Source organism: Neisseria lisongii (assembly GCF_028463985.1).
Classification (GTDB): Bacteria; Pseudomonadota; Gammaproteobacteria; order Burkholderiales; family Neisseriaceae; genus Neisseria; species Neisseria lisongii.
Map to the genome: position 1 here is coordinate 421,957 of NZ_CP116766.1, position 16,340 is coordinate 438,296.

Genomic DNA, 16,340 nt, shown 5'->3' on the forward strand with positions numbered 1-16,340 from the left:
ATAAAATGGCTGTTGCTAAAAATAGCGTGGTAACGCTGCATTATGAAATGTTTGACGCAGATAATCAGTTGCTGGACAAAACCGAAGAGCCGATTGCCTACCTGCACGGCGGCTACGACGGCATTTTCCCGTTGGTTGAAGAAGCGCTGCACGGCAAAGAAGTGGGCGACAGCGTGGATGTAACTTTGTCGCCTGACGATGCGTTTGGCGAGCAAGACCCTGAATTGGTGCGTATTGAAGATGTGAACGTGTTTCCGGTGGAAGTGGAAGCCGGTATGATGTTTGAAGCCGATGATCCGGAAACCGGCGATGTGGTGATTTACCGTGTAACCGATGTGGCAAACGGCAAAGCCGTTGTGGACGGCAACCACCCGCTGGCCGGTATGCGTCTGCGTTTCAAAGCCACGATTGAAGAAGTGCGTGAGGCAACGGCAGAAGAAATCGCCCACGGCCATGTTCACGGTCCGCACGGTCATCATCATTGATTTTGGCTGTTGTTTGAACGATAAGCCGTCTGAAAATCGGATTTTCAGACGGCTTATTTTATTGGGTCTTTCGATAGATAGAAAGTTGTCCCAACAATCAAAACTTACTCTGCGGCAAGGGCGGCACGGCTTTCCAAAACCTGATCCACTAAGCCGTAGTCTTTGGCTTCTTCGGCAGACATATAGTTGTCGCGGTCGGTGTCCCGTTCCAAATCGGCCAAGTCCCGATCGCAGTGTTTGGCGAGCAGGCGGTTGAGTTTGTCTTTGATTTTCAACAACTCTTTGGCGTGGATTTCAATATCCGAAGCCTGACCGGAAAGTCCGCCGCTGATGAGTGGCTGGTGAATCATAATGCGGCTGTTGGGCAGGGCGAAGCGTTTGCCTTTTTCGCCGGCGGAGAGCAGGAATGCGCCCATGCTGGCGGCTTGGCCGAGACACAGGGTCGATACGTTCGGCTTGATGAAATTCATGGTGTCGTAAATCGACATACCGGCAGTTACCGAGCCGCCCGGCGAGTTGATGTAGAAGAAAATGTCTTTATCAGGGTTTTCGCTTTCCAAAAACAGCAGTTGGGCGACAATCAGATTGGCAGATTCGTCGGTTACCGGGCCGACCAGAAAGACGATGCGCTCTTTCAGCAGGCGGGAATAAATATCGAATGCCCGTTCGCCTCGTCCGCTTTGTTCGATAACGGTCGGCACCAGGTAATTTTGGATTTCGGGAGTCATGCGTTTTCCTTTCGGGGGAACTTCATAAGCAAAAAGCACCCCGACAGACAGGAGGCGCTTTGGTGCGGGAACAGGCCGTCTGAAAACCGGCGGATTTTTGCCAAACAAAAATTGTCCGGTTGATTTTCAGACGGCCTCGGTGTGCCGTTTAGGCTACGCCCATTACTTCGTCAAAAGACAGGGCTTTTTCGGTAACTTTGGCTTTGCTCAAAACAAAATCAACGACTTTGCTTTCTACAGCCAGAGAAGTCGGGCCTTGCAAACGGCTTTCGTCAGCGTAGTACCAATCAATCACTTCTTGCGGGTCTTCGTAGCTTTCGGCAAAGTTGGCAACCACGGCTTTGATTTCTTCGGCAGTCGGTTCGAGTTTGTTTTCTTCAACCACTTTTGCCAAAATCAAGCCCAATGCCACACGGCGTTCGGCCTGTTCTTTGAACATATCCAAAGGCAGATCCAGATTGGCAGCGTCGGCCATGCCTTGGTTGGCAAAGTTTTGTTTCATGTCGTTGGCCAGACGTTGGGCTTCTTCATTCACCAATGCGGCAGGAACTTGCAGCTCAACGGCTTTGAGCAGGGCGTTCATTACCGATTCTTTGGTTTGGTCTTGAGTGCGGCGCTCAACTTCGCGGCCGACGTTTTTCTTCACTTCTTCACGCATTTTGGCTACGTCGCCGTCTTCAATGCCCAAGGCTTTGGCGAAATCTGCGTCCACTTCCGGCAGGGTAGGCTCGGATACGTTGTTCAGCGTGATGGTGAATACGGCGGTTTTACCGGCAACATCTTTGCCGTGGTAATCTTCAGGGAAGTTGACATGAACGTCTTTGCTTTCGCCTTCTTTCAAGCCGACCACGCCTGCTTCGAATTCAGGCAGCATTTGGCCTGCGCCCAATACGAATGCGTAGTTTTTGGAAGAGCCGCCGGCAAACGCTTCGCCGTCGATTTTGCCTTCAAAGTCGATGATGACACGGTCTTCGTTTTGCGCCGCACGTTCAACATGGTTGAAGCGGGTGCGTTGTTTGCGCAGGATTTCTACGGTTTGATCCACTTCGGCATCGCCCACGGCAGCGGTTACTTTTTCTACTTCTTGGGCAGACAGATCGCCGACTACGACTTCCGGGAATACTTCAAAAATGGCAGCGATTTGGAAGTTTGCTTCGTCGTTTTGCTCTTCAACGGCTTCAAAGCGGGGGAAACCGGCCACTTTCAGTTTTTCGTTTACGGCGATGTCGTAGAAGGCACGTTGTACCAATTCGTTCATCACATCGTTTTGTACACCGGCACCATACATGGAAGCCACCATTTTCAATGGTGCTTTGCCGGGGCGGAAACCGTCGATTTTGACGCGGCGTTGGGTTTGTTTTAAACGTTTGTCGGTTTCTGCGTTGATGCTTGCCCAAGGCAGAGACACGATTACTTTGCGTTCCAGATTTTCTAAAGTTTCTACAGTTACGCTCATCGTAAGCCCTTAAAAAGTTTTTTCAAATGGTTTGATGGGAAACCCTGTTGCAGACCGGTTTTTCTCAAAACGGGACAAACGGCGTTGCGTCTGCAAGGGAAATATTCAGTCGGGCAGTATATCACAATGTTGCTGTTGTGGGCGAGATGGCGGGGCAAATTAAATGATGGAAATCAGTTCGGCAGTGTGGGGAAGGCCGTCTGAAAACCGCATCCGCCGGTTGCGGGATAACAGGCGGATGCGGGCGTTTTTTCGTCATCGGTTTTCGATGTTCAGAGCGGCCTCTTTGCGGCGCAAGGCGCGTTCGTAGCGGCAGCGTTGGATATTGCTGGTGATGTTCAGCGGCGGCACTTGGGTCGGTTTGCCGTTTTCCATTGCCACCATGGTGAAATAGCAGCTGTTGGTGTGGCGCACTTCCCGGGTGTTGATGTTTTGCGCTTCAACACGGATGCCGACTTCCATCGAGCTGCGGCCGGTGTAATTGACGCTGGCGAAAAACGTAACCAGTTCGCCGACGTGAATCGGCTCTTTGAAGACGACTTTATCCACGGAAAGGGTAACGCAGTAGTGGCCGCTGTAGCTGCTGGCGCAGGCATAGGCGACTTGGTCGAGCAGGCGGAGGATTTCGCCGCCGTGGACGTTGCCGCTGAAATTGGCGGTGTCGGGCATCATTAAAACCGACATGGTCAGTTCGTGTGAGGGCAGGGTGCAGCTGATGGTTGTCATGTGAATGTTCCTTTTGATTTTTAAATGAAGAAACCGTCTTTTCAGACGGCTTCCGATTGGTCGGGAAATGTTACAGCAAATCTTTCTGCGTGATGATTTTGCGGTTGCCGCCTAAATCGGGCGGGGTAACGACACCGGCGTTTTCCAAGGCTTCCATCAGATTGGCGGCACGGTTGTAGCCGATACGCAGTTGGCGTTGCAGCGCAGAAATCGAGGTTTTGCGGCTTTCCAAGACAAAAGCCACCGCCTGATCGAATAATTCGTCGCTACCGGCATTGGGGCTGACGATGTTTTGCGATTCCAGCGCCGCTTCGCCGCTGAGCAGGCCCTCAATATAGTTTGTCGGAGCTTGTGATTTGATGTGTTCCACGATTTGGAGGGTTTCTTCGTCGGATACGAATGCACCCTGCAGGCGCACCGGTTCGGGCGAGCCGGGGCTGGAAAACAGGCAGTCGCCGTATTTCAGCAGTTCGTTGGCACCGGCTTGGTCGATAATGGTACGGCTGTCGATTGCCGTGGTTACGGTAAAGGCAAGGCGGGTCGGGATATTGCTTTTAATCAGACCGGTAATCACATCCACGCTCGGGCGCTGGGTGGCGATAATCAGGTGGATACCGGCGGCACGAGATTTCTGCGCCAGCCGCACGATTTGCTGCTCGACGGTTTTGCGTTCGGTCATCATCAAATCTGCCAATTCGTCAATCACCACCACAATCTGCGGCAGTTTTTCCAGCGGTTCGGGGTTGTCGGGCGTGAGGCTGAACGGATTGAGCAGCGGTTTGCCCTCGGCTTTGGCTTCGACCACTTTTTGGTTGAAACCGTCTAAATTGCGTACGCCCGCATGAGACAGCAGACGGTAGCGTTTTTCCATTTCCGCCACGCACCAGTTCAGCGCCTGACCCGCTTCCCGCATATCGGTTACCACCGGACAGAGCAGGTGCGGAATGCCTTCGTAAATGCTGAATTCGAGCATTTTCGGGTCAATCATCACAAAGCGGACTTCTTCCGGCGTGGCATTGTACAGCATGGAAAGAATCATGCCGTTTACCCCCACGGATTTGCCCGAACCGGTCATACCGGCAACCAGCAGGTGCGGCATTTTCGCCAAATCGCCGATAACGGCGGTGCCGGTGATGTCTTTGCCCAAAGCGACGGCAAGTTTGGAACGGGATTGGGTAAAGGCTTCGGACGACAATAATTCGCCCAAACCGACTTCTTGACGGTGTTCGTTGGGCAATTCGATGCCCATGGTGTTTTTACCGGCGATGGTCTCGACAATGCGGATGCTCTGCACCGACATCGTGCGTGCCAAATCTTTGGCCAGTGCCACAATCTGGCTTCCTTTCACACCTTTTGCCGGTTCGATTTCAAAACGGGTAATGGTCGGACCGGCGGTGGCGGAAACGACTTGGACGCTCAAACCGAACTCGGCGAGTTTGGTTTCGATGCGCTCGGCAGTGGCTTCCAAAACTTTCGGATCGATTTCGGCCGGTTTGCCGCTGGGTGCAGCCAGCAGCGACAGGCTCGGTTTTTGGTATTCACCGGTTGCGGCCTGAACCCGGTTTTCAGACGGCATATTGACTTTAGGCGCAGCGGCAACCGATACCGTCAGCGATTTTTTGCGGTTACTGCTGCTTCCCTCGACCGCCGCCACCGGCTCGGCGGTGATGATGTCTTTGGTTTCTTTTAAGAGACGGCTGCTGTCTTTCAGCGGCACGGTTTCGGCTGCGTTTCGGCGTTGGCGCAGAGTGGAAAAGGTTTGTTGCAGACGGTTGAACCCGTTTTTCAGACGGCCTAAAAGAGCTGATGCCAGCTCCAGCCACGACACCTGCGTCAGCAGCGACACCGCCAGCAAAACCAGTGCCGCCATAATCAGCAGGCTACCCGATTTGCCTAAAAACTGTTCCAGCTTCGCCCCCGCAAACACGCCAATCACGCCGCCGGCACCCACCGGCAGGCTGTCGGCCCACAGAGTATTGAGTGCAAAATATTCCACAATCGGGCTGCCGACCAGCAGCAACAGCAAAGCCAGTGCCGCCAAACCGTGATTGTACGGCTTGCGGTGTTCCTGCTTCATCAGCGGGCGGAAATTCTTGTAGAGAAAAATATAGGAAGCGGCAATCAGCCACCAAAACGACATCCCGCACAGATAATAGCCGATGTCGGAGAGATACGCACCGAAGAGGCCGCCGAAGTTTTGCACCCCGCCCGCCGCCGACACGCTGCGCGACCACGCCGGATCAGCCATATCGAAGCTGAACAGCGAAATAGTCAGATAAACCGTTACCACCAGCCCGAACAGCCATGACGCATCGTGAAGCAGATTGGCAACATGCTCCGGCCGGGCTTTTTTCTGTTCCTCTTTTTTCAGCGCCTTGGCCTCGTTCAAACTCACCGAAAGTTTGCTCTGCGGCAGGGACTTACTGCGGGCGGAGGCAGGCTGTTTTTTAGCGGAAGCAGCATTTTTTTTAACGTTTTTGGTAGCCATAGCGGAAAATCGTTCGAAAGCCGGAAATAAAACGGTTCATTATACAGGAATCGAAAAGGCTTTGGCTGAATCTTGCTGCTGTCGTCAGTTTACTTTGTTGTATCGTGAATTCACTTGAAAAGTATTACGGCGTTGGTTCTCGACCTTATATGAAAAAGTAGTTTGAGTTACGGCTATAAAATATTGTTGGCTAAGAAAGGAAAAAAAGACTGAACACCTTGCAGCGTCCAGTCTTTTCTTAATCAGCCGTTTTCAGACGGCCTCGGGTTTATTTTTTGCGGCTGAAGATGATTTTGGTTGCTTGCCATGCGACGCAGAATGCACCACCGATAAAGATTAAGTCGGCTGCGGTGCGTACCCAGCGCAGGGTGTCCAAAATTTCCATCTGCATAAATTCTTCGCTGCGGGCATACCACAGACCGTGGGTAATCGAAGCGGTTGCTTGGATGACACCGACCGGCAGCAGGCTGATGGCGATCATGCCGACCAAGCCGCCGTTGAGCAGCCAGAAGCCCCAAGTCATCAGTTTGTCGTCAAACTGTGCTTCCGGTTTCAGGTAGCGGGCCACCAGCAAGACGAAGCCCAGTGCCAAGAAACCGTATACGCCGAAGAGTGCTGCGTGGGCGTGAACGGCAGAGGTGTTCAGGCCTTGGATGTAGAACAGGGAAATCGGCGGGTTGATCAGGAAGCCGAATACGCCGGCACCGATCATGTTCCAGAATGCTACGGCAACGAAGCACATCAGCGGCCAGCGCAGACGTTTCGCCCAAGCGGCGGCATTTTGGTAGGACCAGTGTTCGTAGGCTTCGCGGCCGAGCAATACCAGAGGCACAACTTCCAAAGCAGAGAAGCAGGCACCGATTGCCATAGAAGCGGAGCTGGTACCGGTGAAGTAGAGGTGGTGCAGTGTACCCGGTACGCCGCCGAGCATGAAGATGGCAGCGGCAGCCAGTGTGGAAGCGGTGGCGGTGCTGCGGCGGACAAAGCCCATGTTGTAGAACACGAAGGCAAATGCTGCGGTGGCGAATACTTCGAAGAAGCCTTCTACCCACAGGTGTACCACCCACCAGCGCCAGTATTCCATTACGGCAATCGGTGATTTTTCGCCGTAGAACAGACCCGGTGCGTAGAATACGCCCACGCCGACCATAGAGGCTACGAAAATGGCGAGCAGGTTTTTGTCAGTGCCTTTTTCTTTAAAGGCGGAAACGGTGCAGCGCAGCATCAGGAACAGCCACAGCAGCAGGCCGACCATCAGCAGCAGTTGCCAGAAGCGGCCCAAGTCCAGATATTCGTAACCTTGGTGGCCGAACCAGAAGTTCAGCTCAGGCGGCAGAATGTGGGTCAGGGCGAAGAAGTTGCCTGCGTATGAACCGCCGACCACGATAAAGAGGGCGATATACAGGAAATTCACGCCGGCACGTTGGAATTTAGGGTCTTTACCGCCATTGACAATCGGTGCTAAGAACAGACCGGCAGTCAGGAAGCCAGTCGCAATCCAGAAAATGGCGGATTGGATGTGCCATGTGCGGGTCAGGGCGTATGGGAACCAGTCGGCCATTTCAAAGCCCAAAGCGGTGTCGATGCCGTAGAAACCTTGGCCTTCAACGGTATAGTGTGCGGTCAGACCGCCCAGCAATACTTGTACGCAGAACAGCGCTACGGTCAGGAAAACGTATTTACCCAAGGCTTTTTGCGAAGGGGTCAAAACGATTTTGCTGATCGGGTCTTCAGACGGCGTTTGCACTTCTTCGTGTTTGGTCAGGAACGAATAACCCCACATCAAAAGGCCGATACCCATCAGCAGCAATACCACGCTGGTAAACGACCAGATGTAGTTTTCAGTGGTCGGCACGTTGTTAATTAATGGTTCGTGCGGCCAGTTGTTGGTGTAGGTAAAGGTTTCGCCCGGACGGTTGGCAGAAGCAGACCATGCAGTCCAGAAGAAGAAGTTGAACAGTTTTTGACGTGCTTCAGGGCTTGGCAATGTGTTGTTTTTCATTGCAAAGTGTTCGCGCGTCGTTTGGTAGGCCGGATCGTTGCTGTACACGCCGTCATAGTAAGGCATAATCGCTTCGATGGCTTTCATGCGGGTGTCGCTTACCACAACGCTGCCGTCTTCCTGAACGGCGCTGTTTTTGCGGTATTCGTCTGCCAGACGGGTTTTCAATACGGATTGTTCGGTTTCGCTCAAATCAGCAAAGTTTTTACCGTGTTCGGCTTGGGCGGTGATGTTCAACCATGCCTCCAGCTCGCGGTGTAGCCAGTCGGCGGTCCAGTCCGGCGCTTGATAAGCACCGTGGCCGAGAATCGAGCCGACTTCCATACCGCCGGTGGTCTGCCATGCAGACTGGCCGGCAAGAATATCGTCTTTGGTCATCAAAACTTTGCCGGAAGCGGTAACGACTTTTTCAGGATAAGGCGGCGCTTTTTTGTAGATTTCGCTGCCCATATAGCCAAGTATAGTAAAGCAGACTACCAGTACTGCAAAAAGCAGATACCAGAGCTTTTTATACTGTCCCATTTGGAACTCCTTTTTGGTAATAAAAGTGGTTGGTTATTCATTCATTGAATATGAATGTTAAGGATTGTATCACGCTTTGAACAGTAAAGAAAATATTTATTGCGCCAGCTTGCGTAAAGACAGCAGCAGTTTTCAGACGGCCTGTTGTGCTTTGGTAAAAAATGCTTAAGATTTTGGTGTGGAATTGAGACAAAAAATAAATCTTCAGGCTAGTTTTTAGTATATTTTAACTAGTTCAAAAGGATTATTTTAGTTAGATTAGATTCATATTTGATGAATTATTTGATTTAAGTCAAATAATGTAAAGCCGGACGCATAGATAATGACGGCAAGACATCAATCGGTGTTGATTGAACCCAATCACCCACATTCTCCATATAGAAGGAAAACCACTATGAAACGCCAAACTTTAGCTGCAATCGTTGCTTCAGTATTTGCCTTGGCTGCCTGCGGTCAGCAAGCTGCCGACAAACCGGCCGAAAACGCTGCCAGCGTGGAAGCTGCTGCTTCTGCCGCTTCTCAAGCTGCCGATACACCGTCTTCCGAATTGCCGGTGATTGATGCCGTGGTTACCCACGCACCTGAAGTACCGCCTGCTATCGACCGCGATTATCCTGCCAAAGTCCGTGTAAAAATGGAAACCGTTGAGAAAACCATGAAAATGGCCGACGGCGTGGATTACCGCTACTGGACATTCGACGGCGACGTTCCGGGCCGCATGATTCGTGTACGTGAAGGCGATACCGTAGAAGTTGAATTCTCTAACCACCCAACTTCAACCGTACCGCATAACGTGGACTTCCACGCAGCAACCGGTCAAGGCGGTGGCGCAGCGGCAACCTTTACCGCTCCGGGTCATACTTCAACCTTCAGCTTCAAAGCGCTGCAACCGGGTCTGTATATCTACCACTGTGCCGTTGCCCCTGTGGGTATGCACGTTGCCAACGGTATGTACGGTCTGATTTTGGTTGAGCCTAAAGAAGGCCTGCCTAAAGTGGACAAAGAATTCTACATCGTTCAAGGCGACTTTTACACCAAAGGCAAATACGGCGAACAAGGCCTGCAAGCCTTCGATATGGACAAAGCAGTTAAAGAACAACCTGAATACGTTGTCTTCAACGGCCATGTCGGTTCGATTGCCGGCGACAACGCTCTGAAGGCCAAAGCTGGCGAAACCGTACGTATGTACATCGGTAACGGCGGTCCAAACTTGGTATCTTCGTTCCACGTAATCGGCGAAATCTTCGACAAAGTATATGTTGAAGGCGGCAAACTGATTAACGAAAACGTACAAAGCACCATCGTTCCGGCCGGCGGCTCTGCAATCGTAGAATTCAAAGTCGATATTCCGGGCAGCTACACCATCGTTGACCACTCACTGTTCCGTGCCTTCAACAAAGGCGCACTGGGTCAACTGAAAGTAGAGGGCGAACCTAACCCTGAAATCATGACCGAAAAACTGAGCGACACCGTTTACCAACCTGAAGGTGCTTCCGCTCCTGCTGCACCGGCTTCCGCCGCTTCAGCAGCCAACGCCTACGAATAAGCAGGCAATACACGGTAAACCGCTGCTGCATAGGCAGCAGCGGTTTTTTTCCAAGATTGATAGTGAAATAACCCCAAAGCAAAACAAGGCGGAGCCAACGCAGTAGTGTTTTGAAGTTATCTCACTATACCCAGTAAAGAAACCGCATGAACAAATACTGTCTGTCAGCACTCTTACTCTGCATGATTGCAGGTTGCAGCGGGCAGGATAGGGCAAAAACCGCTTTTCAGACGGCTTCGGCGCAACAAACCGAATGGTCGGCCGGAGAGCAAATCTATCAGACCAACTGCGCCGCCTGTCATGGCACAAACGGTGAAGGAAAGGGCGACAATTTCCCGCCGCTGGCACAATCCGACTATATCGCCGGAAAGCCGCAGGCAGTGATACAGGCAATGGTCAAAGGCATAAACGGAAAAATTACCGTCAACGGTAAAACCTACGATAATTTTATGCCCGCAAGCGCATTAAACGACGAAGACACCGCCCAAGTTACCAATTACATCATCAACCGTTTAAATAACGGAAACAGCAACATCAGTGCCGCAGAAGTTGCCGCAGAACGCAGCAAATAGGCCGTCTGAAAATTGATAACAACACACACCGCTTACAGGGAAACCACATGAACATCAAACACATATTCCTGCTCGGCAGCCTGTATTTATGCACTCAGGCCCTTGCCGCCGATATGGTCAGAATCGAAGGCGGCAGCTACCGCCCCCTGTATCTCAAACCCAACACCCCGCTGATTAAAGTATCCGCCTACCAAATCGACAAATACCCCGTAACCAACGCCGAATTTGCCGCCTTTCTCAAAACCCACCCGCAATGGCAGAAAGGCAAAATCAGCAGCAAACAGGCAGAAAGCTCGTACCTCCAACACTGGGTGAAAAACGACGGCAGCTACGCCCCCAAAGCCGCAGAACGGCAGCACCCCGTAACCAACGTCTCATGGTTTGCCGCCAACGCCTACTGCGAAGCCCAAGGCAAACGCCTACCGACCATTGACGAATGGGAATTTGCCGGACAAGCCTCCACCACCCAAGCCAACGGCGCTTCCGAACCCGGCTACAACCGTACCATCCTCGACTGGTACGCCGACGGCGGCCGAAAAGGCCTGCGCAACATCGGTCAGAGCAAACCCAACTACTGGGGCATCTACGATATGCACGGTCTGATTTGGGAATGGACGGAAGACTTCAACAGCAGCCTGCTCACCTCCGGCAATTCCAGCAGCCAAATGTTCTGCAGCGGTGCCGCCGTCGGCTCCAGCGACCCGAGCAACTACGCCGCCTTCCTGCGCTACGGCATCCGCACCAGCCTGCAATCCAAATATGTACTGAACAACTTAGGTTTCCGCTGCGCCAAAAAATAAACCCTGATGCAAGTATTTGACACAAATACTTTTTCCGATTTCCAATGACTCAAGCAGCTTAGGCGATACTGAACAGTATCGCCGTTTTTTTGTCAGGCCGTCTGAAAAACAGGGGGATTTTCAGACGGCATAAGAGAAGTGTATTTTGAAGCAGCCATAACAAAAATTTACCGCAACAGCCCCAAAAAAATTCTACCTGAAATCGTACACAAAGCCTAAAAACTATGGCATAATCCCCGCTTGCCGTAAAAGCGGCAAATCAGGAGCTTTATCCGGTTTCGGCTGGTTGAGCTTGTCTTGAACCGAAAGGTTCGTTTTATTTTCGGAGTTTTCCATCATGGCATTGACCGTAGAACAAAAAGCACAAATTGTTAAAGATTTCCAACGCAAAGAAGGTGATACCGGTTCTTCTGAAGTACAAGTTGCACTGCTGACTTTCCGCATCAACGACTTGACCCCGCACTTCAAAGCCAACCCTAAAGACCACCACAGCCGTCGCGGTTTGTTGAAAATGGTAAGCGCACGCCGCCGCCTGCTGACTTACCTGCGCCGTACCCAACCGGACACTTACCGCAACCTGATTACCCGTCTGGGTCTGCGTAAATAATTTATGCTTCGGTAAAACACCGTTTTATCGGACACACCGCAAAAATCAAATGATTTTTGCGGTGTGTTTTTTTATGGGTTGCCATATTGTTGTATGAATGAAACAAATGTTAAAACTAAGTTTATTTGAATAAATTTAATATTATTATCTTGTTTATCATCATTTTTTTAAGCGGTATTGCGGTTTTTCAAAAAAGTCGTTTCATATTAGATTAATTAAATTTGAAAACTATTATTATTTATGTTGACGATGTATTTATATTATTTTAGCATTCTTAATATTAATAATTTTGATTATTAATTTCCTTTTAATATAGATATGGAGCAATGCAGGAATGAAGAAAACGATTTTGGCTGTGTTAATCAGTAATGTCTTTATTGCGCCGGTTTGGGCGGATACGGCAGCAAAAAATAATGTAGATTTGCAGGAAGTTACGGTCAAAGGCGACCGGCAGGGTGTGAAAGTGCAGACCAATGTGGTTACTTTGCAGGAAAAAGATGAAAGCACGGCAACCGATTTGCGGGGACTGTTGAAAGACGAACCGGCGATTGATTTTGGCGGCGGTAACGGGACATCGCAATTTTTGACTATTCGCGGTATGGGGCAGAATTCGGTGGACGTTAAAATCGACAATGCGTATTCCGACAGCCAGATTTTATATCATCAAGGCCGCTTTATCGTTGATCCGTCGTTGGTGAAAGTCGTTTCCGTGCAAAAAGGCGCAGGTTCGGCAAGTGCCGGTATTGGCGCAACCAACGGTGCCGTGATTGCGAAAACGGTTGATGCTTTGGATTTACTCAAAGGCAGCGATAAAGATTGGGGCGTGAAGCTGAACGGAGGCTATGCAAGCAATGACGGCCGTACTTACGGTGCCGCCGTGTTTGGCAAAGCCGGTTATTTTGACGGTTTATTTGCGATGAACCGAAATGATGAACATGATTATCAAGCCGGTAAAGGTTTTGATAACGGCAGCGGCAGCAAAACGGTTTTATACAGTGGTTTGGACAAACGCAATTATCTGGCGAAAGTGGGTGCAACATTCGACAATCACCGCATTGTATTGAGCCGTTTGCAAAACCAAAACCGGGGTGTCCGTACCGTTCGTGAAGAATTCAGAGTGATTCCGGGGCATAAGAAACGAGACTATTCTAATCAGTTGCCGGCTTATCGTGAAGTAACGTTGGAAAACAACAATCTGGAATATATCGGCAAAAACTTAGGCTTTATTGATGAGCTGACCGCTAACGCCTATGTAATGAAAAACACCCGTTATTCGGCAAACGACGATGGCATCGGCTATGCGGGTTTTTCTCCAAAAACCGGTGAGGTTATTCCGACCAATACCGTGATGGCCACCAAAGGTGCAAACATCAATTTCGACAGCAGCATCGGCGACCATACCGTATTGAAATACGGGGCAAACTACCGCCATCAAGATGTCCGTCCCGACCGCTTTCTCAATCCGAACGTGAAAAACAATCCGGAAAAAACCGACAGTGGCGTTTATGTTGAAGCTATCAACGAATTGGGCGATTTTACGCTGACAGGCGGTCTGCGTTACGATCATTTCCATATCAAAACGCATGACGGCAAAAGCGAGTCCAACCACAATATCAACCCGAGTCTGGGTGTGATTTGGCAGCCATTGCCGACTTTCAGCCTGAGTGCCAGCCATAACTATGCCAGCCGCAGCCCCCGCCTGTATGACGCTTTGCAGTCGCACGGTAAAAGAGGCATTATTTCGGTGGCAGACGGTATCAAAGCCGAGCGGGCCAGAAATACCGAAATCGGTTTCAACTATAATGACGGCATGTTTGCGGTAAACGGCAGCTATTTCTGGCAAACCATCAAAGATGCCGTAGTGAACCCGCAAGACCGCCACGGTACTTACAAACTCAGCGAAGCAGTCAATTCTGGCACCATCAAAAATCACGGTTACGAACTGGGCGCATCCTACCGCAACGGCGGCTTGACCGCCAAACTCGGCGTGGCGCACAGCAAGCCCCGTTTTTATGATGTGTTAGTCAAAGCAGATGCCAACAATCCTAACCCTGAATTTGCCGCACAAGTCGGCCGTACATGGACGGCTTCGCTGGCATACCGTTTCGACAAACCAAATCTGGAAATCGGTTGGCAAAACCGGACGGTAGAAAAAACCGATGGTTCAACGCTGGTGATCAAGGGCAAGTTGATTCCGGCAGGGGAGCGTGCCAGTTATAACGTGAACGATATTTTTGCCAACTGGAAACCTTTGGGCAAAGATACACTGAATGTGAATTTCTCGGTGAACAATATATTCAACAAATACTACCATCCGCACAGCCAGCGTTTGGCAACCGATACCTTGCCGGGTGTCGGCCGGGATGTACGTTTGGCGGTAAATTACAAATTCTAAGCCGAAATATTGCGTCACCTGATATAACGGGCAGCGCAGCAAACGGCTGAAGGGGCGGGCAACCGCCCCTTGTTTTTGCTGTATTTGCCTATATTTCGTGGAAATAGGGCGGAGAGGCCGTCTGAAAACGGGGTTTCGGTAAAATAAACGAAACCCCCGAACTTTACAGGAGCGTTTGATGAATATCTATGATTTTGCGGTAAAAGATGCCAAAGGGCAGGACATCAGTCTGTCGGATTATCGGGGCAAGGTGTTGCTGATTGTGAATACCGCTACCCGCTGCGGTTTGACACCGCAGTATGAGGAGCTGCAAGAGCTGTATGCCCGTTATGCTGGACAGGGTTTGGAGATTTTGGATTTTCCGTGCAACCAGTTTCGCGAACAGGCACCGGAGAGTGGCGAGGAAATTACGCAGATTTGCCAAACCAAATTCGGTACGGCGTTTAAAATCTTCGATAAAATCGAGGTTAATGGCGAACATACCCATCCGCTGTATGCTTATCTGAAAGCGCAAAAGCCGGAAGACAAAGGCAACCATCTTTTTAAAGATTTGCTGCTGCGGCTGGCTTCGCTCGGTGAAAAACGGGAAGGCAGCGACATTAAATGGAACTTTACCAAGTTTTTGATCAACCGCAACGGCGACGTGGTCGAACGTTTCGCTCCGAGTGTGAAGCCGTCTGAAATCGAGGACGATATTCGGGCTTTGCTGTAAAGTTGCCCATATTCAATATTGTTGCCGAGTTTGGAAACAGTGATTGATAACTGTTAAAAAATATGCCGTCTGAAAATCGATTTTCAGACGGCATAGCTGTTTTATCAAATGCGGCAACAGGGATTATTTGCTTTCTTGGGCAAAGTATTTGCTGTAGATTTGGTCGTATTCGCCGCTTTCACGCACTTTTTTCAGGGCTTCGTTCAGCATGGCGATGGTGGCTTCGTCGTTTTTGCGGGTGGCGATGCCGTAGTTTTCAACTGTGAAATCGGGCAAAGTGATGAAGTCCATGCCTTTGGTCGGGTTGTTTTTCACATAGTTGGCAATCACGGCGCTGTCGCTGACGACGGCATCCAAGCCGCCGTTTTCCAATTCTTTGATAATCAGCGGCACGGTTTCAAAGCGGGCGATTTTCGGATTGTCGCTACCCAAAAGTTTGGATACTGAGAAATCGCCGGTGTAGCCGGTTACCACGCCGACTTTTTTCAGGTTTTTCAGTTCTTCCGATGAGGCGATTTTTTTGCCTTGCGGCACTAACACGACTTGGGTGATTTCAAAATACGGATCGGAGAATGCCATAGACTGTTTGCGGTCGTCAGTGATGGTTACGCCGGACATCACGATGTCGATGTCGCCGTTGTTCAGCGCCGGGAACAGGGTGTCCCAAGGCTGGTGTTTGAAGGCGACTTTGAAATTGCCGGCTTTGGCCATGGCGTTCATCAAATCGACATCAAAGCCTTCGACATTGCCGGCGGAATCCAAGGATTCAAACGGGGCAAATTCGGCATTCATGGCAACTTGATAGACTTTGTCGGACGCAGCCGCCGGGGCGGCAGCTTCCTGTTTTTGTCCGCCGCAGGCGCTCAGAATCATTGCCGAGCAGACGGTTGCTGCGGTAAGCCATTTTTTCAGGTTCATGGTATTACTCCTTTGTTTCGGTAAACAGATAAAAATTGCTGACAATTTGAGTTTAACATAAATTGACAGATGATGCTTGGGGAATGATTCAGCGTTCTTTTTCGCGGAAAAAGGCGTAGGTTACATCGTGGAACAAATCGGTGTGCGGGCTGTCTTCGTAGCTCAATTCCGCCAAGGCATCTTCAAATGCCAGTTGGATGGATTCGACCGCATCTTGTGCGGTGTCGGCGGGCAGGGCGCGGATCAGGCCTTTGAGGGCAGTGGACAAAACGTGGTTCTGCATCCGCAGCACATCATTGGCTTCTTCCAAATATTCGAGACGTTGTTCGATGCTGTTCATGATAGTTTCCTAGGAATCTGATAGAATGCCGCATTATAGCAAA

The 16,340-nt window shown here is 50.6% G+C and carries 14 protein-coding genes; 7 read left to right on the top strand and 7 right to left on the bottom strand.

What is annotated here, in order from left to right; translation table 11 throughout:
• The first annotated feature begins 5 nt into the window (after window positions 1–5).
• Window positions 6–485, top strand: a complete 480-nt coding sequence (locus PJU73_RS01890) for an FKBP-type peptidyl-prolyl cis-trans isomerase (protein WP_237091163.1) — start codon at window positions 6–8, stop codon at window positions 483–485.
• A gap of 104 nt (window positions 486–589) precedes the next feature.
• Here the strand turns inward: PJU73_RS01890 and clpP are convergent, their stop codons facing one another.
• The 5 genes from clpP to PJU73_RS01915 form a co-directional block, all read right to left on the bottom strand.
• Window positions 590–1,213 (bottom strand): ATP-dependent Clp endopeptidase proteolytic subunit ClpP, encoded by a 624-nt coding sequence (gene clpP / locus PJU73_RS01895; protein ID WP_237091164.1) that lies wholly within the window; start codon window positions 1,211–1,213, stop codon window positions 590–592.
• 148 nt (window positions 1,214–1,361) lie between these two features.
• Window positions 1,362–2,669: a trigger factor gene (tig, locus tag PJU73_RS01900; RefSeq protein ID WP_237091165.1), complete on the bottom strand. Its 1,308-nt coding sequence runs from the start codon at window positions 2,667–2,669 to the stop codon at window positions 1,362–1,364.
• A 255-nt stretch (window positions 2,670–2,924) separates the two neighbouring features.
• Window positions 2,925–3,395: an acyl-CoA thioesterase gene (locus PJU73_RS01905; RefSeq protein WP_237091166.1), complete on the bottom strand. Its 471-nt coding sequence runs from the start codon at window positions 3,393–3,395 to the stop codon at window positions 2,925–2,927.
• 70 nt (window positions 3,396–3,465) lie between these two features.
• Window positions 3,466–5,883 carry a DNA translocase FtsK gene (locus PJU73_RS01910; protein WP_237091167.1) on the bottom strand — a complete coding sequence of 806 codons (2,418 nt, stop codon included), beginning with the start codon at window positions 5,881–5,883 and terminating at the stop codon, window positions 3,466–3,468.
• A gap of 268 nt (window positions 5,884–6,151) precedes the next feature.
• On the bottom strand, window positions 6,152–8,407 hold the full coding sequence (locus PJU73_RS01915; RefSeq protein ID WP_237091168.1) for a nitric-oxide reductase large subunit: 2,256 nt from the start codon (window positions 8,405–8,407) through the stop codon (window positions 6,152–6,154).
• A gap of 394 nt (window positions 8,408–8,801) precedes the next feature.
• Here PJU73_RS01915 and nirK point away from each other — a divergent pair, with 394 nt between their 5' ends.
• From nirK to PJU73_RS01945, 6 genes are all read left to right on the top strand, one after another.
• The gene (gene nirK / locus PJU73_RS01920; protein WP_237091169.1) at window positions 8,802–9,953 is read left to right on the top strand and encodes a copper-containing nitrite reductase; all 1,152 of its coding nucleotides are present in this window, start codon (window positions 8,802–8,804) and stop codon (window positions 9,951–9,953) included.
• 146 nt (window positions 9,954–10,099) lie between these two features.
• Window positions 10,100–10,525 carry a c-type cytochrome gene (locus PJU73_RS01925; protein ID WP_237091170.1) on the top strand — a complete coding sequence of 142 codons (426 nt, stop codon included), beginning with the start codon at window positions 10,100–10,102 and terminating at the stop codon, window positions 10,523–10,525.
• A 47-nt stretch (window positions 10,526–10,572) separates the two neighbouring features.
• A complete protein-coding gene (locus PJU73_RS01930; RefSeq protein ID WP_237091171.1) occupies window positions 10,573–11,325 on the top strand; it encodes a formylglycine-generating enzyme family protein in 753 nt (250 codons plus the stop codon).
• Window positions 11,326–11,662: 337 nt separating this feature from the next.
• Window positions 11,663–11,932 carry a 30S ribosomal protein S15 gene (rpsO, locus tag PJU73_RS01935; RefSeq protein ID WP_237091172.1) on the top strand — a complete coding sequence of 90 codons (270 nt, stop codon included), beginning with the start codon at window positions 11,663–11,665 and terminating at the stop codon, window positions 11,930–11,932.
• Between the two features lie 334 nt (window positions 11,933–12,266).
• Complete coding sequence (locus PJU73_RS01940) at window positions 12,267–14,327, top strand: TonB-dependent siderophore receptor (protein WP_237091173.1); 2,061 nt, start codon at window positions 12,267–12,269, stop codon at window positions 14,325–14,327.
• A 178-nt stretch (window positions 14,328–14,505) separates the two neighbouring features.
• Window positions 14,506–15,039, top strand: a complete 534-nt coding sequence (locus tag PJU73_RS01945; protein WP_237091174.1) for a glutathione peroxidase — start codon at window positions 14,506–14,508, stop codon at window positions 15,037–15,039.
• Between the two features lie 123 nt (window positions 15,040–15,162).
• Here the strand turns inward: PJU73_RS01945 and PJU73_RS01950 are convergent, their stop codons facing one another.
• Both PJU73_RS01950 and PJU73_RS01955 read right to left on the bottom strand, forming a co-directional pair.
• Window positions 15,163–15,957, bottom strand: a complete 795-nt coding sequence (locus PJU73_RS01950) for a basic amino acid ABC transporter substrate-binding protein (protein WP_237091175.1) — start codon at window positions 15,955–15,957, stop codon at window positions 15,163–15,165.
• Between the two features lie 88 nt (window positions 15,958–16,045).
• On the bottom strand, window positions 16,046–16,297 hold the full coding sequence (locus PJU73_RS01955; RefSeq protein ID WP_237091176.1) for an NGO1151 family protein: 252 nt from the start codon (window positions 16,295–16,297) through the stop codon (window positions 16,046–16,048).
• Window positions 16,298–16,340: the final 43 nt, after the last annotated feature.